This window comes from Enterococcus sp. AZ109, assembly GCF_051714625.1.
Lineage (GTDB): Bacteria > Bacillota > Bacilli > Lactobacillales > Enterococcaceae > Enterococcus_A.
The window spans coordinates 1,329,867-1,353,612 of the sequence record NZ_JBIOSF010000001.1 but is presented as its reverse complement, the minus strand read 5'-3'; the positions used below and the strand labels follow the sequence as shown (position 1 = coordinate 1,353,612).

General features: G+C 39.8%; 23 protein-coding genes. 16 read left to right on the top strand and 7 right to left on the bottom strand.

Features of this window, described 5'->3' with window-relative positions; translation table 11 throughout:
* Nucleotides 1-6 precede the first annotated feature (6 nt).
* The 5 genes from IGI42_RS06430 to IGI42_RS06410 all read left to right on the top strand — a co-directional run bounded on the left by IGI42_RS06430 (nt 7) and on the right by IGI42_RS06410 (nt 3,503).
* Complete coding sequence (locus IGI42_RS06430; RefSeq protein ID WP_438715003.1) at nt 7-1,029, top strand: ABC transporter permease; 1,023 nt, start codon at nt 7-9, stop codon at nt 1,027-1,029.
* Nucleotides 1,029-1,853 (top strand): ABC transporter permease, encoded by an 825-nt coding sequence (locus IGI42_RS06425; RefSeq protein ID WP_438715002.1) that lies wholly within the window; start codon nt 1,029-1,031, stop codon nt 1,851-1,853. Before IGI42_RS06430 ends, IGI42_RS06425 begins: the two co-directional genes overlap by 1 nt.
* A 108-nt stretch (nt 1,854-1,961) precedes the next feature.
* Nucleotides 1,962-2,864 (top strand): helix-turn-helix transcriptional regulator, encoded by a 903-nt coding sequence (locus tag IGI42_RS06420; protein WP_438715001.1) that lies wholly within the window; start codon nt 1,962-1,964, stop codon nt 2,862-2,864.
* Between the two features lie 16 nt (nt 2,865-2,880).
* On the top strand, nt 2,881-3,186 hold the full coding sequence (locus IGI42_RS06415) for a YciI family protein (RefSeq protein ID WP_438715000.1): 306 nt from the start codon (nt 2,881-2,883) through the stop codon (nt 3,184-3,186).
* Nucleotides 3,187-3,197: 11 nt separating this feature from the next.
* Nucleotides 3,198-3,503 carry a YciI family protein gene (locus IGI42_RS06410; protein WP_438714999.1) on the top strand — a complete coding sequence of 102 codons (306 nt, stop codon included), beginning with the start codon at nt 3,198-3,200 and terminating at the stop codon, nt 3,501-3,503.
* A gap of 60 nt (nt 3,504-3,563) precedes the next feature.
* Here IGI42_RS06410 and IGI42_RS06405 read toward each other — a convergent pair whose 3' ends face one another.
* The 6 genes from IGI42_RS06405 to IGI42_RS06380 form a co-directional block, all read right to left on the bottom strand.
* Nucleotides 3,564-3,965: an amino acid decarboxylase gene (locus IGI42_RS06405; protein WP_438714998.1), complete on the bottom strand. Its 402-nt coding sequence runs from the start codon at nt 3,963-3,965 to the stop codon at nt 3,564-3,566.
* A gap of 1 nt (nt 3,966) precedes the next feature.
* The gene (locus IGI42_RS06400) at nt 3,967-4,536 is read right to left on the bottom strand and encodes a UbiX family flavin prenyltransferase (RefSeq protein WP_438714997.1); all 570 of its coding nucleotides are present in this window, start codon (nt 4,534-4,536) and stop codon (nt 3,967-3,969) included.
* A 16-nt stretch (nt 4,537-4,552) separates the two neighbouring features.
* Nucleotides 4,553-6,031, bottom strand: coding sequence for a UbiD family decarboxylase (locus tag IGI42_RS06395; RefSeq protein WP_438714996.1), 1,479 nt, complete (start codon nt 6,029-6,031; stop codon nt 4,553-4,555).
* Nucleotides 6,032-6,143: 112 nt separating this feature from the next.
* On the bottom strand, nt 6,144-7,013 hold the full coding sequence (locus IGI42_RS06390) for a LysR family transcriptional regulator (protein ID WP_438714995.1): 870 nt from the start codon (nt 7,011-7,013) through the stop codon (nt 6,144-6,146).
* Nucleotides 7,014-7,135: 122 nt separating this feature from the next.
* Entirely contained in the window at nt 7,136-8,467 is a 1,332-nt protein-coding gene (locus IGI42_RS06385; RefSeq protein ID WP_438714994.1) for an LPXTG cell wall anchor domain-containing protein, read from the bottom strand.
* A gap of 295 nt (nt 8,468-8,762) precedes the next feature.
* Complete coding sequence (locus IGI42_RS06380; RefSeq protein ID WP_438714993.1) at nt 8,763-9,719, bottom strand: response regulator transcription factor; 957 nt, start codon at nt 9,717-9,719, stop codon at nt 8,763-8,765.
* Between the two features lie 284 nt (nt 9,720-10,003).
* On the opposite strand from IGI42_RS06380, the gene ptcA reads away from it, so the two are divergent.
* The 9 genes from ptcA to IGI42_RS06335 all read left to right on the top strand — a co-directional run bounded on the left by ptcA (nt 10,004) and on the right by IGI42_RS06335 (nt 20,197).
* Nucleotides 10,004-11,023 (top strand): putrescine carbamoyltransferase, encoded by a 1,020-nt coding sequence (ptcA, locus tag IGI42_RS06375; protein WP_438714992.1) that lies wholly within the window; start codon nt 10,004-10,006, stop codon nt 11,021-11,023.
* 115 nt (nt 11,024-11,138) lie between these two features.
* Entirely contained in the window at nt 11,139-12,518 is a 1,380-nt protein-coding gene (locus IGI42_RS06370; protein WP_438714991.1) for an APC family permease, read from the top strand.
* Nucleotides 12,511-13,608 (top strand): agmatine deiminase, encoded by a 1,098-nt coding sequence (gene aguA / locus IGI42_RS06365; RefSeq protein ID WP_438714990.1) that lies wholly within the window; start codon nt 12,511-12,513, stop codon nt 13,606-13,608. Before IGI42_RS06370 ends, aguA begins: the two co-directional genes overlap by 8 nt.
* Before the next feature lie 258 nt (nt 13,609-13,866).
* A complete protein-coding gene (gene arcC / locus IGI42_RS06360) occupies nt 13,867-14,799 on the top strand; it encodes a carbamate kinase (protein ID WP_438714989.1) in 933 nt (310 codons plus the stop codon).
* A 663-nt stretch (nt 14,800-15,462) separates the two neighbouring features.
* Complete coding sequence (locus IGI42_RS06355) at nt 15,463-16,608, top strand: efflux RND transporter periplasmic adaptor subunit (protein WP_438714988.1); 1,146 nt, start codon at nt 15,463-15,465, stop codon at nt 16,606-16,608.
* A complete protein-coding gene (locus IGI42_RS06350; protein WP_438714987.1) occupies nt 16,601-17,278 on the top strand; it encodes an ABC transporter ATP-binding protein in 678 nt (225 codons plus the stop codon). Before IGI42_RS06355 ends, IGI42_RS06350 begins: the two co-directional genes overlap by 8 nt.
* On the top strand, nt 17,275-18,480 hold the full coding sequence (locus tag IGI42_RS06345; RefSeq protein ID WP_438714986.1) for an ABC transporter permease: 1,206 nt from the start codon (nt 17,275-17,277) through the stop codon (nt 18,478-18,480). Before IGI42_RS06350 ends, IGI42_RS06345 begins: the two co-directional genes overlap by 4 nt.
* A gap of 151 nt (nt 18,481-18,631) precedes the next feature.
* Nucleotides 18,632-19,207 (top strand): TMEM175 family protein, encoded by a 576-nt coding sequence (locus IGI42_RS06340; RefSeq protein WP_438714985.1) that lies wholly within the window; start codon nt 18,632-18,634, stop codon nt 19,205-19,207.
* A 114-nt stretch (nt 19,208-19,321) separates the two neighbouring features.
* Complete coding sequence (locus IGI42_RS06335; RefSeq protein ID WP_438714984.1) at nt 19,322-20,197, top strand: Asp23/Gls24 family envelope stress response protein; 876 nt, start codon at nt 19,322-19,324, stop codon at nt 20,195-20,197.
* Between the two features lie 90 nt (nt 20,198-20,287).
* Here the strand turns inward: IGI42_RS06335 and IGI42_RS06330 are convergent, their stop codons facing one another.
* Nucleotides 20,288-21,178, bottom strand: a complete 891-nt coding sequence (locus IGI42_RS06330; protein WP_438714983.1) for a MurR/RpiR family transcriptional regulator — start codon at nt 21,176-21,178, stop codon at nt 20,288-20,290.
* Nucleotides 21,179-21,818: 640 nt separating this feature from the next.
* Between IGI42_RS06330 and gnd the strand changes: the two genes are divergently transcribed.
* Both gnd and IGI42_RS06320 read left to right on the top strand, forming a co-directional pair.
* Nucleotides 21,819-22,718, top strand: coding sequence for a phosphogluconate dehydrogenase (NAD(+)-dependent, decarboxylating) (gene gnd, locus IGI42_RS06325; RefSeq protein ID WP_438714982.1), 900 nt, complete (start codon nt 21,819-21,821; stop codon nt 22,716-22,718).
* A 12-nt stretch (nt 22,719-22,730) separates the two neighbouring features.
* Nucleotides 22,731-23,729 (top strand): D-isomer specific 2-hydroxyacid dehydrogenase family protein, encoded by a 999-nt coding sequence (locus tag IGI42_RS06320; RefSeq protein ID WP_438714981.1) that lies wholly within the window; start codon nt 22,731-22,733, stop codon nt 23,727-23,729.
* Nucleotides 23,730-23,746 lie beyond the last annotated feature (17 nt).

The window sequence follows — 23,746 nt, the reverse complement described above, 5'->3', positions numbered from 1 at the left end:
AATCACATGAGGAATATGGCAAGGTTTTTATTGCGGCGCTTAGTGTTTGTCTGCTTTCTGATCGTTGGGATTTCCTTCTTGGTATTTATGATCTCCCATTTGGTTCCCAGTGATCCAATCGCATCAAACATGAGTACCCACGCAATGAGTGATCCTGAAGCCGTGGCTGCCTACCGGGCGAGATGGGGACTGGATAAGCCGCTGATGCAGCAGTACTTTATCTATCTGGGTAATCTGCTCAGAGGTGATTTGGGTACATCAATCCGTACCGGAAATCCGGTACTAAGTGACTTGAAGCAGTTCTTCCCGGCTACTTTGGAGCTGTCGATTATGGCGATGCTGATTGCGGTCCTGTTTGGGATTACTTTTGGGGTATTATCAGCGGTTTATCGGAATAAACCATTGGATTATGCCGTTCGAACGATCTCCATTAGCGGGGTATCTATTCCGAATTTCTGGTTCGCTCTGGTGATGCTTTTGCTCTTTTATTCGAAATGGCACTTGTTCCCAGGCGGCGGACGGATTAACTCGCGGATGTCTGCGCCAAGTGGTGGGACGGGATTGTATGTATTAGATGGAATTGTCAGTGGGGATTGGGCATTAGTAAGTGATGCCCTCTCCCATCTAATTTTACCGGCGATCGTTTTAGGTTTCTTTACGATGGGTCTGATTTCACGCCAGACACGTTCTAATTTGCTGGAAGTAACTTCCATGGATTATATTCGAACAGCGAAAGCAAAAGGCTTATCTCAAGGACGGATTATCATGCGTCATGCGTTAGGAAATGCCTTGATTCCCGTGATTACAGTTATGGGGATGGGCTTTAGTAATCTGTTAGGCGGAATGGTGTTTGTTGAGAAAATTTTCTCTTGGCCGGGGATTGGTCAATATGCTTATCTATCAGCAACTACTTTGGATTTCCCGGCAATTTGTGGCGTTTCTTTGTTAATTGCCATGATTAATGTCATCCTCAATCTTTTGATCGATATCCTTTATGGTGTGATCGATCCGAGAGTGAGGTATAGCTGATGAAACGATTTTTAAAGCAAAAAAACTTTCTATTTAAACTAGGAATTGTCATTTGTGTTGGCTGGATGTTGGCAGCCTTGCTGTCACCTTATCTAGTCCCGCAAGATCCAATCGCTCAAGATATGACCGCCCGTTTCCAAGCGCCTGGTTCCGGTCATTTTCTAGGAACTGATGAGTTGGGACGAGATGTGTTTTCACGGGTTTTGGTAGGTAGTCGTGTATCGATTGCAGCTGGACTGGTGACCGTCTGTATCACGATTGTTGTGGGAACAATTTACGGCGGAATCGCCGGTTACGTTGGTGGCATAGTGGATGATATCATGATGCGGGTAGCTGAATTGATCAATGCCTTCCCGCCGCTGATTTTGGCGATGGTGATTGCTTCGGCTTTAGGGCCAAGTATTTCCAACTCGGTATTTGCCATGACCATTATTTGGTGGCCCAACTACGCCCGACTGATGCGTAGTTTGGTGATTACCTTGAAGGAGAATGAGTATATCGTAGCTTCACGGGTCTTAGGTGCCAGTCATTTGCGGATTTTAGTCAAAGAAATTGTGCCTAATGCACTAGGCTCTTTGCTGGTAATGGCTACGCTGGATATCGGAAATGCGATTGTGACCTTCTCTGGTTTGAGTTTCTTAGGATTAGGGACCCAACCGCCAACGCCGGAATGGGGATCGATGGTTTCAGATGGGGTGAACAACATGAACTACTGGTGGATGTCCACCTTCCCAGGACTAGCGATCTTCTCCATGTCCATCGGAGCGAACTTTGTCGGTGACGGCTTGCGGGATTACCTAGATCCAAAACTGAAAAACAAATAAACGAAGAAGAAATAGGGGCAGCTCTATTTCTTTTTCTATGCCAAAAAACAAATGAGACAGCTAGTTGTCCTATTAGGTGTGCTAAGATTTTTATAAGGAGTAAAGGTCATGCAAATTGAACGTTTGATCCAACTAATTTTTTACTTAATTGATCATAAGCAAGTGACTGCCAAAGAACTAGCTGCATTTTTCGGCGTGTCGACGCGAACGATTTATCGGGATATCAATACTTTAACCCTTGCAGGTATTCCTGTTGTGACGACCAAAGGTACCTGTGGAGGCATCTCTTTATTAGATGGGTACACGCTGGATCGTTCGTTGTTGACCAAAGAGGAGCAGCAAAATATTTACCAAGGGCTGCAAATCTTGCAAGCGACTAAGTTTCCTACTAGCGAGTTGGCTTTAAGTAAAATTGGTACAGTATTTAGAGAGGCGTTACAGCCGAAATGGTTGGAAGTGGATTTCTCTTTTTGGGGGAGTGACGCGAGTGAAAAAATTAAAATTTCAGATTTGCAAATAGCGATTTTAAGCAAACGGGTCATCGCATTTGACTATTTCAATTCTGAAATGGAAACATCCCGACGAGCCATTGAACCGTTGCGCTTAGTGTTCAAATCCCATGCTTGGTATATTATCGGTTACTGTCAAGTAAAGCAGGAAATAAGAACATTTCGCCTTTCAAGAATTAAAAAGTTGCAGGTAAGGCTCGAAACCTTTCAACGTGATCTGCCAAAAGACTATTCTTTAAGCGCACAAAAATCGGAAGAACAGTTGCCGGCTCTAAAGCTGCGGTTTTCTTCCAAAGCTGTTCATCGACTATACGATGAATTTTCTGAAGAGCAATTGATTATCGAAGAAGATGGCAGTTATGTGGTTTCGTTTCAAGCCGAATTAAATAATTGGCTGGTTAATTACTTGCTGTCTTTTGGGCCGCAGGTAGAGGTACTTGAACCCGAACTACTTCGAGCCAAGTTAAAGGAACAAGCTTTGAAAATTTCTGAACTATATTAATAAGGAGTTGAACGTTGTGAGTAAATGGGTGTATGCCATGTTTATCGAAAAAACGAAAATGTATAATCGCTTAACAAAGGCGGAGGTTGAAAAGCATGTTGAAAATTTAAAGCGACTGGATGAGGCAGGAAAACTGGAATTCTGTGGCGTCTTCAAAGGATATCCAGGTGTAGCTGGTATGCTGCTGCTTAAAACGGAAAGCTACGAAGAAGCCGAAGAACTTTGTAAACAAGAGCCGCTAGTAGTTGGCGGTTATGCCAAATATAAGCTAAAAGCCTTGCAGGTGGCAGATAAAGAAAATAATTATTTGTTAGGAAATTAGGAGGGGAAGAGATGTTAAATGAAGAAAGCACTTTGTATGTCCGAACGGATTACAAACTTGATGACCGAGAAGTCAGCGAAGAAGTAGCGATGGCTTCGATGGCGTATCTCCAGCAAATGGCAAAAGAACGGTATCTCTTAGCCGGAGTGTTTGGCAATCTGGAAGCCGAAGAAGTGGATGGAGCCATGCTTCTTTTTGCAGCAAACGATCTTGAAGAAGCCGAACGGATTTCTGATGAGGACCCGATTATTAAAGACGGATACTATCGCTATGAACTTCAGCGTTGGAACTTGGTGGTGTACCCCTCAAATAGCTAAAAAAGAAGGAATAAGGAATCCTGCTTCCCAAAGTTAGAACAATGGAGAGCAGGATACAACTTATCCCTTCTTTTTGTATACAGGTGCTTCAAAAGTAAAAGGTGTTTCCTTCAGCCATTCAGCTAACTGTTGGCCCAGATCCGCAGCCATTTCAAACGAAGCATCGATTTGTTCTTTGTTGATGCCATTCACGTGAACGCCAGAAGTGATGACGCAATTACCAGAAAGACAAGGTGAAATGATGTCCAGTATCTTTTCGGCTAATACATCATCTTTGTGGAAACGACCGCTGTGACTTTCAAAGCGAATCGTCTCAATTTGCTTATTGGACCAGGTAGTAACCGTACCAATATGATGAGTATCGCCACCGACTAAGGTAATTAAAAGGTCTGCGCCAATTAGCTTTGCTTCGGCGGACATGGTAAAGTCGGCTGCTTGCGCATATACTTGTTGTTGATGCATGTTATTCGTCCTTCCAGCGTCCCGACAAATGATTTTCAATCTTCAAGGCATCCAGCAGCTTCATGGTCTGATGGTGAACCAAATCTTGAATCGTCTGGGGTTGATTATAAAAAGCTGGAATTGGCGGGATGATTTGGACCCCCATTTTAGCCAGCTTGGTCAGATTTTCCAAGTGAATGGCGTGAAGCGGGGTTTCCCGTGGAACTAGAATCAGCTTTCTTTGTTCTTTCAGCGTAACGTCGGCAGCACGAGTAATCAAATTATCTGCTAGCCCCATAGCAATCGCTCCCACGGTCCGCATGCTGGTTGGGACAATCACCATCGCATCAACTAAAAATGAACCACTGGCAATCGATGCCCCCAGATCTTTCACCGAATAATGGTAGTCCAGCAGGTCGTACACTTCTGCTAAGGTCATGTCGGTTTCAATTTTTAGATTTTCTTTCGCCCAATCGCTGATTACCCCGTGGGTTTCGATTTCTGGATAGTTCTTCAATTCCTTTAATAAATCCAGCGCATAAATTGTTCCTGAAGCTCCGGTGATGCCAATAACGATCCGTCTTTTTTTCATTTTAGCCACTACTTTCTTACTTCAGATATTTTTCCCAATCGCTGACTTCTTTAAATTGAGCCCGTACAAATTTATCCTTTAGATCGAAAGGAACCGTACCATCTAAAATTGTTTTGGCACTCATCCCACGAAAACGAATCACTCCTGGGTTGTATTCGGGAATTTCAGAGGGGTCTAATGGGTGATTCCGCATTCCTGGTAAAACAATGATGTCTTTGTCACCTTGGAAACGGGTGTTCAGCGTCCACATTACATCGTTCATATCAAAAATATCGACATCGTCATCGACTAAAATCACCGTTTTTAATTCTTTAAAGGCTGACAGGGCTAAAATGGCTGCTTGCCGTTGAATCCCTTCGTCGGCTTCTCGTTCTTTGCGAATTTGCAGAATGCTCATCAACTTACCACCACCTGCTGGAGGATTATAAACATTGACGACTTTTCCTGGAATGGCTTTTTCTACCAAATCTAAAATGCTCGCTTCGGTTGGAATCCCGGCCATTGAGACATGTTCTTCACTAGGTCCAATCGTTGTTTGCATAATTGGATTATCTTTGCGATGGGTAATCGCTTTGACTTTTACCACATTCACTGCGGGATTGGCATCTCCATTATAGCCAGGAAATTCAGGCATTGCATGGCCAGTATTCGTATGCAAATCTTCTTGCATCCGTTCGTTAGGCAAGATTTCGGCTTCAATAATAAATTCCGAACGAGCAATTCCAACTTCATCAACGGTTAAACTATCTACTAACTGAACGGGTTGATTCCTTAAAGCACCGGCAATCCACAACTCGTTATAGCCAAGTGGAGTAGTCGGTGGTTCAAAGGTTGTTCCAATAGAGATTGCCGGATCAAGTCCAATATTGATGGTAATAGGCATTGGTTTGTTCAATTTTTCGTATTGTTCTTGGAAATGTCCGATGTGACGACCACCAGGCATTACGTACATGCCAATCGTATCTTCATCTTCTAAAACCATTCGGTGAATCGTTACATCGCTCATCGTTTTATCGGGATCTGAACCTAAAACAACCCCCATCGTAATATACGGACCGGCATCCATTGGTGTATTAGTAGGGGCGGGCAAAATTTTGCGAATATCAAAGCCTTCATCTGTAGCTAAATGAACCACTTCCTGAGCTGGCGCTTCGGCTTTAGATACTTTCACTGGTTTGATGGGATTGGCGACAGATTCTTTTAATAATCTACCTAAATGACGGTAATCGTAATTTAAAATTTTCCCAACTCGTTTGCGGCTAGCCATGATACCAATTGTTACCCGCATGTCTGGAAAGCCCTTAACATTGTTAAACATCATCGTTGGTCCTTCTTGGGTAGGGCGCATAACGGTACCGCCTGATCCGATGTAACGATAGACGCCAGCTAATTCTGAATCTGGGTCAACTTCCACATCCGTTTCGTGGTAGGCACCCGGTTCATTTTTCAATTCTTCCAGCACTTTTCTTAAATCGTACAACTCTTCTTGGCTCATGAAAGTTCCTCCTTTAAATAAAACGCTTCTATCCCATTGTATTCGCCTGTGTGAGCGAAATACAAATCGTATTTCAAAAAGAAGCATTCCGATTTGGAATACTTCTTGATGATTAGTTAGTTACTGATCGCCAGAAGTCATCGTTGATAGTACTATGAGCACCTTTTGTACGAACGAAACAAAGCTGGCTAGTTTTATTTGGGGTAACGGGCGTATAAGTGACATTTTCTGGTAATTTGTCTTTAATCGTTTTTTCCATTAATAAAGAAATGCCTAAGTCGCTAGCTACCATATTTAAGATCAAATCAATCCGTGAGCCGCCATAATTATTCTCTGGTACAAAGCCAGCTTGCTGACAAAGCTGATGAAGGGGTGTTAAAAGTCCGGTTTCTTGTCCTAATAACAAAAATGCTTCCTTTTGTAACATCTCCAAAGCTAGCTGCTTTTCATCTGCCAAGGGGTGTGTTTTAGGCAATACAGCAACGAAACGATCTTCATCAACAACTTTGTATTCAAACGAATGCTCTGGTAGTTGAAATAAACGAGTGAAAAACAGGCTATTCTCGTCCAAAAAGTCAACTGAAGACAGGGACTGGTTTTCGGTTTCCTTCAATTGAAGCAACACAGCTGGATTTTCTCTACGAAAGTCAGCAATTTTTTCTAAAGCGGGATAATTGATTAGCGTAGGAATCGTATAAATTGTTAGAAACTGCTGATTTTTATGACTAATTTCCGTCGCTTTTTCCCGCATGATAGCCACTTGTTGAACAATGGTCTGAGCATGTGGCAGTAACTCATGTCCCGCTTCCGTTAAGATAATTTGCCGCTTTGAGCGATTGAACAACTGGACGCCCAATTCTTTTTCAAGCGCCAAAATGTGTTTGGAAATATTTCCTTGGGTCGTATAGGTTTCTTCAGCAACCTTGGAATAATTTAAGTGATGTGCTAGCTGAGTAAAGGTTTCAAGTTTTTGAATGTCCATAAGCAGAACCTCTTTTTATCGTTAGGTCTATTATAAAGGATGTTGCCCATTTTAGCAGAAAAACTTTGACTGTATAACATAAAAAACTGCTTCGGAAGAATCATCCGAAACAGTTTAATCACTTAGTCCTTTTTCACTTTTCTGTTTGACAAAATAGAAAGGAATAGGAAGATACAGGCTGCACCAATTGTGGTAAAGAGACTTGAAACTTTTTCATTTGTTTGTGGTAGGGAAGCCTTTTTCACTTCCACTGGCTCAATTTTGACGATTTCTGCCCCTTTTGCCGGCGCAGGCGTACTGGTTAAAGCTGTGACTTTAGCTTCTTCTTTAGCTGGAACAGTAGTAGGTACTTCCTGCTCGACAGGCGTTGATGGTTCCGGCGTAACGCCTTCAATCACGACTGGTGCTTGGTATGAGTAATCAAAAACAGCGCCGGTTTCTCGGTATTGATTGAAGCGAATGTCAAAATTAGAAATGTCTTTGTAAGTATAAGTGATCCAGTGATTGACGTTGTTGTTAGTGGAGCTGTCATTATTTATTTCACCAATTTTGATATAACCATTATGTGACTTGTAGTAAAGGTTATTACCTTTAGTTACATAAAAATTTTGCAGGTTGTTGTTGTCGAAAATATCAATGCTTTGGTTTAGATCAATATCGGTAAAATTGAAAAAGCCCGAAACATTCACAGCGTTGGCTGTTAAGTTGTCTAAGAAAGAATAGCCCATTAACACATCACTGATTCCCCGCATCGTGATGCCGTTGGTTTTGCGAATTGAAATGGTTGGCTGATAACGGCTACCGGTAAATACTGTCCAATCTTTTACTGTAACCTTCATGTCTATTACTTTTCCATTATAGGTACCGACATTTTTGTAAGTAACCGTGATTGTACCCGGCGCAGCAGTGTCCAATTGGAAGACAAATTGGTAACTGTTTTCTGAATAGGTTGCACCACCAGCATCTACCAGAATATCGTCAAGGTTGTCAAAATTAGGCATAAAGTTGTATTCAGCAGAAATTTTGGCATTTTCATCAGTAATCGCTTTTTCGTGATCTGTAATTTTTCCATCATTGTCGTTTGCCAAGGGGAAAGTAGCTGCTCGAGTTTGTGGTTCTTCTACAGTCGGAGCTGAAGCGACTGAACCTGCGGCAGCAGGCACTTCTGGTGTAGCAACTGTTTCTGCTGCTACTGGTTCGGTCACTGAATCTGTCGCTGTCGGCTGTTCCACCGGAGTTACTTGGGCAGGAACAACTGCTGCTTCTGGAGCGACAGGTTGCTCTACATCAGTCACGGGGAACTCACTAACAACGGCTGGGCTTTCAACAAATTCAGTTGTTACTACGCTGGGAGCAGGCATTTCTGGCGTTGCTTCGCTAGCGAAGGCTGAAGTCGGAAAGATAGCCACACCTAACATGGCTACCGAAAATAAGTACACGCTTTTTTTGATCATAATATCCTCCTTTATAAACATAATTTTTCATGTATGATTATAACATATTTGGAGTATGTTTTGAGCGTTTGATTAATTTTATCTTCGGAAATTCTAGGTTAATTCATTTATATTTAACGATTTTGCAAAAGGAAAATTATTAAATGTACGTGCGAGATAATTAAATAAATAGATTTGAAGAATATTGATATGTAGTAAGGGCTAGAGGTATTTTGTTGGATGAAATCAAACTCAATAGATAAAAAAACGCATTCTATTTCGAAGAATATAAAAAAAGCTAGAAAACTGTGGCTTATCAGCTTTCTAGCAAATTGGTTTCTAGGTCTGTTTTATATTTTTCGTATAACCCTTGAATTTGGGTCCGCTTCTTAATATCTAATTTGATAAAGATATTGTGAACATGCGTTTTGACTGTTCCGACTGAAAGAAACAGTTCATCGGCAATTTCTTGATTTTGTTTATGGTCAAGTAGTAGTCGGAAAATTTCCGTTTCTCGTTGGGTGAACTGATAGGTTTCACAGAATTGCTCAAAGCAGCGCTCCTGATGCTCCTCTTCGGATACTTCTTCAGTAGTTAGCTGCGAATGAAGTCGTAAGAAAAAGTCTATTCCCATGCCACAAACAAGAATCGAAAAAATATCTTCACAGAGGTTTCGGTTATTAATTTTGATATTTAACGAACTGTACTGATCAATGTTAAAAATGACGAACGTATCCTCAATCAAAATGGCAATACTAGCAATAATCGCTAAAAGAGCAATTCGTTTCAAATACTTCACAGCCAGCGGCGAAAGATCAATTGCTTTTCGGTATTTATGCCAAGCGTAGCAACCTACGTAAAATAAAAAGAGCTGATTTGGCAAATAATACAGCCAAACTTTAAAGGCAGAATTTGCTAATAAGGGGGTTGAGAGCATCCAAACAGCCAACAGAATCAATAAACCTTTCTGGTAAGGCCTAATCTTATCCTTAGCCAGCAACGAAACAATCCATAGAGAACAAAAGGCGTTCACCACAAAGATGACCGTCTTAATAGCGGGAACACTCATGAATGTCTGGTTATATTGATGGGCAAAGGTATTAAAAAATTCAGTCATGTAAATGATGATGTTGTCAAAGATAAAAAAAGACAAGTAGACAGAAAAAGCAAGATAGATCTTACGTTTTTCTCTTAGATAAAATATCAACGACCCCGACATGGTAATCGTGTACAGAACAATCAAAATGATATTATATATAAAAATTGCAATCATTAATGAAACCCCTTCCGAAAAATATTGCTCTTTGAATGGCTCATTCGTTTTCTTTTAATGATTATATCACTTTTTCCTGAAGATTATGAAGATATTCAAGTAAACTATCTTCTAAACTTTTCTAAACTTTTGAATGTAATCGGTTTATATTGCTAATAAACCCTTGTTATATCAAGGGTTTTGATAATGATAGCGTTTACATCTATAAGATTATCGTAAACCCTTACATTAATTGGTACATTATGGATGCAAAGCAAACGAAAAACAAATTAGGAGGAATCATCATGGCAAAACGCGACTTTATTACAACTGAAAATTATACGAAGGAGGAAATCTTATACATCGTAGATTTATCATTGAAAATCAAGAAGGCAATCAAAAACGGATTCTATCCACCTCTATTAAAAGACAAAACATTAGGAATGATCTTCCAGCAATCATCTACTCGTACTCGAGTTTCATTTGAAACAGCAATGACGCAATTAGGCGGACATGCCCAATATTTAGCACCAGGACAAATCCAATTAGGTGGACACGAAACAATTGAAGATACTAGCCGTGTACTTTCTCGTTTAGTAGATATCTTAATGGCTCGGGTAGAACGTCACCATAATGTAGACGACTTGGCAACAAACGCTACTATCCCTGTTATCAACGGAATGTCAGATTACAATCACCCAACTCAAGAAGTCGGCGATTTAACTACTATGGTAGAACATTTACCAGAAGGCAAGAAAATTGAAGATTGTAAAGTAGCCTTCATTGGTGATGCAACTCAAGTATGTTTCTCACTAGGTTTAGTTACAACTAAAATTGGTATGGATTTTGTTCAATTCGGACCAGAAGGTTTCCAATTAAACGATGACCACAAAGCGAAATTAGAAGCAAACTGCAAAGTATCTGGCGGAACTTATACTGTGACAGACGATATCGAAGCAATCGTTGGCGCAGACTTCGTTTACACAGATGTATGGTACGGTTTGTATGAAGCAGAATTATCAGAAGAAGAACGGATGAATGTCTTCTATCCTAAATACCAAGTAAATCAAGAATTAATGGATAAAGCTGGCAAAAATGCAAAATTCATGCATTGCCTACCTGCAACTCGTGGGGAAGAAGTAACAGACGAAGTAATGGATGGACCTAACTCAATCTGTTTCGATGAAGCGGAAAACCGTTTGACTTCAATCCGCGGCTTGTTAGTTTACTTGATGAACGATTACGCAGAAAAGAACCCAATCGATGTAGCTGACACAGCTAAAGCAAAAGCAGAATTAGAATTATTCTTAAACAAACCACTGTAAATCAGCGTAGGAATGGAAATAACTCTGCTAATTTAATCAGCTAAGGCTTATTTCCATCAGATGGTTGAGGCATTTGCCTCAACCATTCCTTCCATTATAGAAAGGAAGAGAAAAAATGGAACAAAAGAAAAAATTTAGCTTGATGAGTGCCATTCTTTCCGTTATCTGTGTGGTATTCGTAGCGGAAGCCGCTGCACCCGTTGCGGCAATTGGGAACTCCCAGTTCTTCTGGTGGATATTCCTGCTAATTGCCTTCTTATTACCTTATGGACTAATTTCATCTGAACTAGGAACAACTTATATTGGTGATGGCGGTATTTATGACTGGGTTACCAAAGCTTATGGTCACCGTTGGGGAGCACGTGTTTCTTGGTATTATTGGATTAACTTCCCATTATGGTTAGCCTCATTAGCCGTTATGTGTCCAGAACTCTTAACAACAATCACGGGGATCGATTTTCCAACGATTCCAGCGATATTAATTCAACTAGCCTTTATTTGGATCGTTGTGTGGATTAGTTTTTATCCAGTTGCCGACAGTGTTTGGATTTTGAATGGCGCAGCCGTTATCAAAATGGTTTTAGCAGTATTGATTGGTGGTTTAGGTCTGTATGTTGCCTTTACACGAGGAATGGCCAACGAATTTACCGTTCAATCGATGTTACCATCATTTGACTTACACAGCTTATCTTTTATCTCTGTAATTATTTTCAACTTACTTGGCTTTGAAGTTATCTGTACCTTTGCAGATGACATGGAAAACCCTAAGAAACAAATTCCACAATCGATTGTGGCTGCCGGTATCGTAATTGCGGCTATTTACATCTTCTCAGCCTTTGGTATTGGGGTAGCTATCCCAACTGACCAAATCAGTACTGGTAGTGGGATGATGGACAGCTTCAAACTATTGACAGGCTCGACTGACGGGTGGTTTATTATCTTAATGGCCTTCTTCTTCCTATTAACATTATTCGGGAATATGATCTCATGGTCTCTAGGAGTAAACAACACCGCTTGTTACGCAGCCGAAAATGGCGACATGCCAAAATTCTTTGGCAAACGTAGTCAGAAAAATGAAATGCCAATTGGTACTGCTTTGATGAATGGTATCGTCGCATCAGTAGTGGTTGTCATTGCACCAATTTTACCAAACCAAGATTTATTCTGGGCGTTCTTCTCATTGAACTTGGTAATGTTCCTATTATCTTATGTACCAGTATTTCCAGCTTTTTACAAATTACGTCAAATTGATCCTGATACCCCACGACCATTTAAAGTGGGCGGCGGCAACGGATTTTTGAAATTGTTAGTGATTGCCCCTATGCTGATGATTCTTATTTCATTGGTCTTCACAGCGATCCCGTTGCAGTTTGATGCTGCATCATTAACGGAGCAGTTGCCGATTACCATCGGAGCAATCGTGTTTATTCTATTTGGTGAAGGAATCATTATTTTCAAAAAAATAACTAAAGAAGGAGCCGATAATAATGGCTAAAAGAATCGAGAAGACAACACCAAAACAAGACGGGTTTAGAATGCCTGCAGAGTACGAACCACAAGAAAAAGTATGGATGATTTGGCCTGAGCGTCCAGATAATTGGCGCGATGGAGGCAAACCAGTACAAGAAGCATTTACAGAGGTTGCTAAAGCAATCAGTCGCTTCACTCCAATGAACGTGGTAGTATCTCAGCAACAATTCCAAAACTGTCGTCGTCAATTACCACCAGAAATTACGGTTTATGAAATGTCTAATAACGATGCGTGGATCCGCGACTGTGGACCAACCTTCTTAATCAATGATAAAGGTGAATTACGTGCCGCTGACTGGGAATTCAATGCTTGGGGCGGACTAGTTGATGGCCTGTACTTCCCATGGGATCAAGATGACTTAGTTGCTCAAAAGGTATGTGAAATCGAACATGTCGATTCTTATCGTACGACTGGCTTCGTATTAGAAGGTGGATCATTCCACGTGGATGGCGAAGGAACTGTAATGACAACTGAAATGTGTCTATTAAGTGAAGGGCGCAATCCTCATATGTCTCGTGAAGAAATCGAAAAAATGTTGTGTGACTACTTGAACTGTGAAAAAGTTCTTTGGGTGAAAGATGGTATTGACCCTGAAGAAACTAATGGACATATTGATGACGTAGCTTGCTTCGTTCGTCCTGGCGAAGTGGCATGTATCTATACAGAAGATGAAAACAGCCCATTCTACGAAGCAGCACAAGATGCTTACAAACGCTTATCAGAAATGACTGATGCGAAAGGTCGCGAATTAAAAGTACACAAACTATGCTGCCCAATCGAAACAGTAACAATCGATGGCAACTTCAAGATTGACTATGTAGAAGGAACTATGCCTCGTGAAGATGGCGACATCTGTATCGCTTCTTACATGAACTTCTTGATTACTAACGATGGTGTTATCGTTCCACAATACGGCGATGAAAATGATGCGTTGGCTCTTGAACAAGTGAAAGAAATGTTCCCAGACAAAGAAATCGTTGGCGTTAACACTGTTGAAGTTGTATACGGTGGCGGAAATATTCACTGTATCACTCAACAACAACCAAAACGATAATAACTAATGAGGTTGTGACAGAAGTGTTCAGCTCTGAGAAACAAGCCGGATAATCCGAAAATAGCTGCTCATATTTTTGTGATTATTCGGCTTGTTTCCGAAAGAGTTACTTCAGTTACACCGATTATGCGGTTCTCAGTGGCTGTGACGTTTTATGTAACAGCTACACAATCTCCAGTTAAAGTTGTCCGGCTTCACAAACCTTAACGAGTTTGAGAAGTCTTTCTTGAAAGAAATCTAATAGAAATGAGGGTTCACATGTCGAAAATTGTTATCGCTTTAGGCGGAAATGCTCTAGGTAACTCCGCAAATGAACAATTAACCAAAGCTGAGCTTGCAGCACAGTCAATTGCTGATTTAATTATTGCCGGTCACCATGTAGTAATTGCTCACGGAAACGGTCCACAGGTTGGCCAAATCCGTTTAGCTTTTGAAAATATTGGTGGCGACGATCCGGAAAAAGTTATGCCATTCCCAGAATGTACGGCGATGAGTCAAGGCTACATAGGCTATCATTTACAACAAGCTATTGACGAAGAATTAGTGGCTCGCGGATTAAATGATGTACCAGTAGTCTCTATGCTTACTCAAGTAGTAGTTGATCCAGAAGATCCTGCGTTTGAAAATCCTACTAAACCAATCGGCGGTTATTACGATGAAGAAACTGCTAAAAAAATCATGGATGAAACTGGCGACGTGTACAAGGAAGATGCTGGACGTGGGTGGCGTCGAGTGGTTCCTTCACCAAAACCAATGGACATTTACGAAAAAGTTAGCTTGCAAACCTTAGTTGACGCTGGTCAAGTCGTTATTGCCTGTGGCGGTGGCGGTATCCCGGTTGTTTATCGTGGCAAACGCTACGAAGGAGTAGACGCCGTAATTGATAAGGACTTTGCAGCTTCTAAAATGGCAGCGTTGATCGATGCTGATATCTTCATTATCTTAACAGCAGTTGATCATGTCTTTGTTAACTTTGGTAAAGAAAACCAAGAAGCTTTGGTAGATACAACAGTTGAAAAAATGAAAGAGTATATTAAAGAAGATCAGTTTGCTCCAGGGAGTATGTTGCCAAAAGTTGAGGCAGCGATTGACTTTGCTGAATCAAAAGCCGGCCGCAAATCAATTATCGCTTCATTGGAACAAGCATCTGAAGCTGTTGTAGGAAAAAGTGGTACTATCGTACAACAGTAATAAATTATTGCCTATTGACCAAAAGCCCGTTCAATGAAAACCGTTGAGCGGGCTTTTTTTGCCAGTTCCACTTTTCACAGTTTATTTGAGTTGTTCATCAAATAGGCAATTTTAAACTAGTCTCAGACAGAACTGTTTAGTGGAATGGTACGCGTACGAAAATAAGACTGATTTTTCACGTTTTTGGAAAAATCAATCCCATTAAAAAGAGGTAGCTGCGAGTCCAACTTTTCGCAGTTTGTAAAGGTAGAAGGAGACATGACAGTAAAAAATCTATAAATAGACTCGAGCAGTGTAGTTGGATCGTATGCGTACGAAGATAGAACTCATTTTTCTGGGTTTTAGAAAAATGAATACCTCAAAAAAGAGGTAGCTGCGAGTCCAACTTTTCGCAGTTTGTAAAGGTAGAAGGAGACATGATAGTAAAAAATCTATAAATAGACTCGAGCAGTGTAGTTGGATCGTATGCGTACGAAAAATCAATTCCGATACAGCATTGTCAACGAGATCTAACTTCACAAACTGACTCTATCGGTATTGAGTGAGTTTGTGCAGCTTTTCGTGTGACCTTACTATTTTGTTAGTTTGTTTACAGTTGATTCGATGTCGAAAAAACTGATCCTGCTATAGACTAAGCCCAGAAAGTTATTTTGGAGGAAGAAAATGAAGAAAAAGAAAAAGATTATCATTGCTAGTATAGCGGGTTTAGTCATTGCTGGAGTCGGGATTTTTGCACTACGATCAGGCAATCAAGAGCCACAATACAGTGCCTATACAGTAAAAACAGCAGATCCTTTGCAGCTTAAAGGAAAAGTCGAACCAATTCAAAAGCAATTGTATTTTTTAGATAGTACGAAAGGCGTCATTCAAAATATTCCAGTAACTAATGGACAAGAGGTTACTGCAGGAACACCTTTAATCGAATATCAAAATGACACTGCCCAAAACGAATTAGTTACCCAGCAGCATGCCATTAATAAAAGCACACTCGATGCTTCGCAGGCAGAACAAACCGTGGCTTCTGGTGAACGTCAAGTCCAAACGATTACCAATCAAATAACTGATACGCAAAATAAGATTGCTGCTGCTCAAGTTCCCGAAGAAAAAGCAGCGTTAAACGAACAATTGAGACAGCAACAAGCTGACCTGCAATCGGCGAATGATCAGCTGAGCCAGGCTCGATTCGCTGTTCAAGGTGCTTACGAAGATGTGCAAGCAGCGAAAGATGTATTGACAAATCAACAACAACAAGCGTCAACTTCTGTCGTTGCTGAAAGCGATGGGATCGTTTCTGTCGATGAAAAGGGCAAAGCTTCCCCAGAGGTTCCAGTAGTAACAGTTTCTAGTAAGGGGAAACAAATTAAAGGAACCGTCACAGAATACGATCTAGATAAACTAGTGCCTGGGCAAACGGTTGAAGTGTCAACGATTGGTGACAATAAACAAGCGGAAGGCAAAATAAAAAGTATTTCTTCTAGCGCCATCCCTGCCAGCAATGACAATAACAACGTTGCTTCTTACGAATTTATTGTCGAAGGAGAGTTCCCTTGGGCAGATGACTTATCCACGGTCATTACTTTGAAACAAGATCAATTGCTTTTACCTGATGCAGCAGTTATGAAGAAGGGTGATAAGCAATATGTCTACAAGTACATCAGTGGCAAAGTGAAACAAACGGAAATCCAAACGCAAGATATTGGCGGGCGTAAGGTGGTAACAGCCGGGCTAAAAGCCAAAGATAAAATTATTGAAAATCCCGACAGTGCCTTAAAAGATGGGGAAACAATTCAGGTGAGTGCAAATGATTAAATTGGAACATATCTATAAATTTTATGAAACGGGTGGAACTAAGTTAAATGTCTTAGATGATATCAATTTTTCCATCGATGCCGGTGAATTCGTGGCTATTATGGGACCTTCCGGCTCAGGGAAATCAACACTGATTAACTTGCTAGGGTTTATCGACCGCAGTTTTGACGGTCACTACTATTTTAAAGGCCGTGAGATTGCTGAGTTCAAAGACGAAGAATTATCAGAAATTCGCAATCAGTCGGTCGGATTTGTTTTCCAAAACTTCAGTTTAATTGAAAATTTGACCGTTGCTGAAAATGTTGAATTGCCTCTTTTATACAATGGTGCCAAGCACAATGAAACACAAAAAAAGGTAAAAGCTGCCTTAGCAAGAGTGGGTTTAGCGGATAAGTTGAATCAGCTGCCTAAACAATTATCTGGTGGACAACAACAGCGGGTGGCAATTGCTCGTGCACTGATTAATCAGCCTAGTTTTATCATTGCTGATGAACCAACCGGAGCTTTAGATACCCAAACAACCGATGAAATCATGCAATTGTTCAAACAGCTAAATGAAGAAGGCGTGACCATTATTTTAGTCACCCATGATCCAGAAACTGTCATTTATTGTGATCGACTATTAAAAATCAGAGATGGCAAAATGCTGGAAGAGGTGTTACAGGCATGAGAAAATATATTCTTTGGCGAACCGCCTTTCGTTCGATATTTAAGAATAAACGTCGCAGCTTACTAACGATGTTCGGGATTATTATCGGGATCGCCGCGGTTATCACAATTGTTGCTCTAGGTAATGGCTTCAAACGCAATATTCTCTCAACGACAGCAGGAGTGGACGAAAGCGGTCAAACACAATATATCAACATTAAGTACAACGATTTTGAAAATTTGGTCAATAATGATACGGGTATCTCACAAACCGACAAAAGCATGGTAGAGAATCTACCAGAAGTGAAAGAAGTAGTTTATTATAAAGCAATGAAAACGGAAAGTAATCCTTCGGTTGATTTTTATGATAAAAATACTAAGTTCAATATGACAGTCAAAGCAACAAAACAAACAGATCTACCGCTTCTAGCGGGTCGTCAATTAAATTTAGCCGATAATGATGGTTTAAATAAGGTAGTTGTTTTGGACGAAGTAGTCGCTAAGCAGGTCTATGGTTCAGTAGAAAATGCGTTGCAAAAAGGCTTTGAACTAAAAGGTCAAGTATTCACGGTTGTTGGTGTCTCTGCTAATACTTCAGGAGAAATTGGTCCGCAAAATTATGAACCATTGGCCTTTTTTCCTAAAAAAACGTATACCCATTATCTAGGAAAAGAAGAAGACCATTCTACATTAGCAATTAAATTTACACCTAAAACCGATCAAACAACTGCGATGAGTAAAATTCTTAAACAGTTGAATGTTAACGGTGAAAGCCGTCAATTGGGGGAATATCAAAGCTATGATCCAGCTTCTGAAATCAAACAGTTAGGTTCTATGTTGGATCAAATGACGATGTTCATTAGTGCTGTCGCTGCTATTTCGCTGTTTATTGCGGGTGTCGGTGTCATGAATATGATGTATATTTCAGTCTCTGAACGGACCAAAGAAATCGGTATCCGCCGAGCATTAGGTGCAAATGCCAAATCAATTAAGCAACAATTTCTTTTCGAAGGGATCGTTTTAACCTTAACAGGTGGTGTAATTGGCTATGTGGTAGGCATTCTGATTGCCTATGGTGCTTCCTTCGCTTTGCCTTTTTCAGTTCGACCTGATCTGACAACTGTGTTGATTTCAGTCGGAACTTCGGTTTTGATTGGGGTATGCTTCAGTTATTTACCTGCTTCAGCAGCGGCAAAAAAGGAACTAATCGATATTTTGAAGTAGACTTCTGTTTCCAGCAGAGGTCTTTTTTAATGGAATTCTCCGGGTTCTCCCAAGCTAAAAGAAGGTCACATCCTTGCCATAAAAGGCTTCAAACCAGACTTTTAAGCAGACATGTAGTAGACTCAAGATGAAATATAAGGAGGGGCTGCTTATGCCGAAAAATCGAATCGAAGCTTTTACCGATGCAGTCATTGCAATCGTTATGACGTTATTAGTATTGGAATTGCATGAACCAAACGGGGATACCTTCTTGGCTTTTGAAGGCAATGCCCACCAATTTGTCATCTATTTAGTCAGCTTTATCTCGCTGGCAATTTATTGGAACAATCATCATCACCTGTTTCATATGGTAAAAAAAGTAGATGGTTTGGTTTTGTGGATGAACAATTTATTAATCTTAATGATGACCTTGTTTCCTTATGTGACAGTTTGGGTGACCGACTATCCTACTTCACTGGTACCACAACTTTTTTATGGATTAGTTATTTTAGGTGCCGATGTCGCTTATTATCTTTTGGGGTTGGCTTTAGTCCGCTGCAATGGTAAGGATTCAGCTATTGGTAGACTATTCAGCCATTATACAAAAATGTGGATTACTATCGGATTGAATATAGTAGCCTTACTGGCTGGTTGGTTGATTCATCCATTGCTAGTCATTGGTATCAATGGTGTGATGTTGCTTTTATGGTTCATTCCTGAAAAACAGTTAGAGAAATACGCAAACTGAAATAGTCATAAATTCACAAATAAAAACGCTTGGTTGATGCAAACCAAGCGTTTTATTTTGAAAATTTCACTTTATCCTCTATGCTTAATATATAAGAACGAAGGAGGAAGAAGAATGGAAATTCAAAATCTAGTAGATAAAGACATGAAAAAAGAAGTAACTGAAAGTGTTAAAGAAGCACATGAGGCTGCCGGTGGTAAATCAGAAGACATCAAAAAAGACGAGAACAAAGTAGAAGATCAACAAACAAAAGCACCTGATGTGAAAAATGATCAAGACGGTAAAAAAGATTCAGATGGTAAAACAGCCCAAAAAGAAAAAGCTATTGAAGCTAAAAAAGATAATCAAAATAACAAAGAAGAAAAATCAGACAACAAGAAAGAAGAGAAAGATATGAGTAAAGAAGATATGAACAAAGAAAACAAAGACATGAAGAAAGACGCTGACAAAAAAGAAACTAAATCAGCTGACAACCAAGATATTGAAAACATCCGTGGTGAAGTAGAATATGATGATTCAGTCATCAAAAAGATTATTGCTGTTGCCCTAGATAGCGTAGACGGTCTGTTAAATGTTGATGGTGGCTTCTTCTCAAACACTGCTAAGAAAATCAGTAACAATGCAGATGATACAGCCGGTATCGAAACAGAAGTTGGCAAAAAACAAGTGGCGATCGATATGGATGTTGTCGTAGAATTCGGCAAAGATATCCAAGAAATCTTCGAAAACTTGAAACAGGTCGTTGCTAAAGAAGTTAAACAAATGACAGGTCTTGATGTGATCGAAGTGAACTTAAAAGTTGTCGATATTAAGACAAAAGAAGAACATGAAAAAGATAAAGAAACGTTACAAGACAAAGCTTCTGAACAAGCAGACGATGCCAAAAAATATGTAGATGAAAAACGCGAAGAAAACGCTGAAGATAAAGATGAAAAAGACAAAGAAAAAGACGAAAAAGAAAAAGATGAAGAAAAACCACGTGTCGAATAATTAAATGTTACTAAAGCCGGATCAGTTGTGATCCGGCTTTTTTTGATAGTTCCAACAAAGCTGAGTGGATTTATAGATAGTCTCACTGCGTTAAAGCATAAAATTTTGAGGATCGACTTTTGTCGTACCAATATTGTCTCGGATGCGTTTTAAGGAATCTGTATTTTGATCATAGTTATGGTGCATGACATTTGTATAGATTGCATCCATGACATTCAAATAGCCAATCCGGGAAGAAAGAGCTTCAGTTCGAAACCGGCTTTCTTCAGTGACTACAATAATCGCCTCATCGGATAAGGTAGTTAATTCAGAACCGCCATTACCAGTAAGTGTGATCATTTTAGCATCAGTTTTCTTCACTTGTCGTGCTAAATTAATCGATTCTTTTGTTTGCCCAGAGTGGGAAAAGATAAAGACGCAATCTTCATTTGTCAATTTAGTCACAAAACTAAGCTGCATATGGTAATCGAATATGTAGTTGCAGCGATATTTTGTTCGTATAAATTTATGAAAGCTATCAAAGGCAACAATTGTAGATCCCCCTTGCCCAAAAAAGTGCAAGGTCTTGGCAGAATAAATCAAGGCTAAAACACTATCAAGCAGCTCTTCTGTAATGAAATGAGTCGAATTGCTTAAGGAATGCAGATTGGACTGCAAAACTTTTTTGGCAATATCAAAGCTGGAGTCCTCTGAGGTAATATTATCGTCACCAGTGGACGGGTTAATCGGTTGAAAGTTAGGTTGATAATTGGAATTACGAGCAACATCAATTTTAAATTCTTGAAAGCCATTGTAGCCGATCCGTTTAACAAATTGGTAGACGGATGATTGGGAGACACCAATTTCACTCGCTAGTTCATCTAGTGTTTTATTAGCGAGTGTTTCTTCAGCATGGACTAAATAGTTTGCAATTTTTTGCTCCGTATCACTAAGTTTAGGCTTTTTTACTCGGATACGTTGGTCTAAATAATGATTTTTCATACGTGTTCCCTCCATTCAAAACTGCTTACGAGTTAGATAAGCGGTTACATAATAAACAATCCCCAAAGATCTTATGATTATTATAGTAAAGTGGTCTCTAAAAAACAATTCAACAAAAAAGAGATAGAAGTCTATACATCTTTTAGTAAAAGGACTCTCAATTGGAGATAGCTAGGTTAAACTAAAATAAATAATCTTTATTCAAAAGCTGAAAACTTCATATTAAATAAGAATAGTTGTGTAAAGAACGGTATCTATTCAAAGCTTATAAAGTGATAGAAAATCTGGAAGAATAAAGATAACTTAATAAGTAGATGGCTCGCTTTTGTTAAAAAAATTTCTTTTTCAGTTTTCATCAATGTTGTAAAAAACTTATTATGAAAGGAACCGTTTTCTTTTGTTGGATAAATATGCCATACATTACTCATTTTTATAATATAGTGAAGAGCTGAAAAATGAGATCATTAAAATGATAGCGTTATCATAGGTGCAATTATTTTTACAGTAACGATAAGCCAGATAGAATAACACCTAAAAAAAATGGTCAATAAAAAATAATTTTTATTAAGTGTAAGAGTTTACAATTTTTTCTTTTTAGGATACTATTTGAGTATAGCAGAAAGGCAGGTGAAATGAAAATATGAAGATAGGATTTGTTGGACTTGGCAAAATGGGTTTGAACATGGCGTTAAATGTAAAGGACAAACAGTGGGACGTTATTGGATTTGATGCAAGCAACAGTGCACGGGAAAAGGCAGAAGCAGAAAACATTCAGACGGTTGATTCAATTGCAGCGTTGCTGGCAGCACTAGATGAACGTAAAGTTGTTTTCTTGAGTACGCCAGCAGGGAAGATTACTAACTCATTAGTGTTAGATTTAACGAAAGCGCTTAATGAAGGCGATGTCATTATTGATAGTGGGAATTCAAACTTCCATGATAGTCTTGCTAACTACAAAGTAGCAAAGGACCAAGGAATTTACTTTATTGATTGTGGAACTTCTGGCGGTATGGAAGGTGCTAGGAACGGCGCTTGCCTGATGGTAGGCGGTGATGAGGAAGCAGTAAAAGCAGTCGAACCTTTCTTCAAGGATCTGGCTTGTGAGGATGGGTATTTATATTCAGGTAAAGCAGGATCGGGTCATTATTTGAAAATGGTTCATAACGGTATTGAATATGCCATGATGCAAGCAATTGGAGAAGGGTTCCATCTATTAGAGGCTTCAGAGTATGACTTTGATTTAGAGAAAGTTGCTAAAGTTTGGAACCATGGTTCGGTAATCGAAGCAAAATTAATGGAATTAGCTGAACAATCATTTGCTAAAGATCCACATTTAGCTGAAATCAAAGGTGAAGTGGATGCCAGCGGTGAAGCCAAATGGACAATCGAAGAGGCGCTGTCCCGAAACATTCCAGTACCAACTATTGCATTATCCTTATTCGTTCGTAATGAAAGTAAAATTCCAGACAGCTTCTCTAACAAAGTTGTCGCATCATTAAGACATGGTTTTGGTGGTCACGCTGTCGTAAAGAGCAATTAAAGGGGCTTAAAAATGTCAAAGTATAAGATAGCAGTTGTTAACTCAAGTAGTTTTGGTCAAGTCTTCCCTGAGCACATTCAACGTTTGGAGAAAATTGGACCGGTTAAGCATTTTACAGTTGATGGTGAAATTCAAGGTCGGGAATTAGCAGAAATACTTCAGGGGTATAACATTATTATTGCCAGTGTCACGCCATTTTTTACTCAAGAATTTTTTGATCATAAGGATGAACTTATTTTAATTACCCGACATGGCATTGGTTATAACAATGTAGATACTCAAGCAGCTAAAAAACACAACACAATTGTCACAATTATTCCAGCTTTAGTCGAAAGAGATGCCGTGGCTGAGAACAATGTTACCAATCTGATGGCTATTTTACGAAAAACCGTAGAGGCCCATCAACGGGTAAAGGCTGATCGTTGGGAAGACCGAGCAGAATTTGTTGGTCGGACCTTATTCAACAAAACAGTCGGCGTAATTGGTGTTGGAAATACTGGAAGCTGTGTCGTAGAAATTTTGCGCAATGGTTTTCGTTGTAATGTATTAGCTTATGACCCTTACAAATCCGAACTGCACATTAAAAGTCACGGTGCTAAGAAAGTGGAGCTGGATGAATTGCTTCAATCATCCGATATCATCTGTCTATGTGCCAATTTAACCGAAGAAAATTATCATATGATTTCCGATAAAGAAATCAGCCAAATGAAGGATCATGTATACATCTCTAACAGTGCCCGAGGTGCCTTAGTAGACGAAAAGGCAATTGTAAACGGTTTAGAATCCGGCAAGATCGCAGGTTTTGCTACCGATGTGCTGGAAGAAGAACCGGGACGCAAGGATCATCCATATCTAGTATTTCCAAATGTGGTAATGACACCACATACGTCGGCTTATACGATGGAATGTTTGGAAGAAATGGGAAAGAAATGTGTGCGCGATGTTGAAGATATTGCCAAAGGTCAGTTGCCGGAACGAGCTGTTCAACCTATCAGTGACTATCTTAAGTAGACAGGGAGAAATGCACG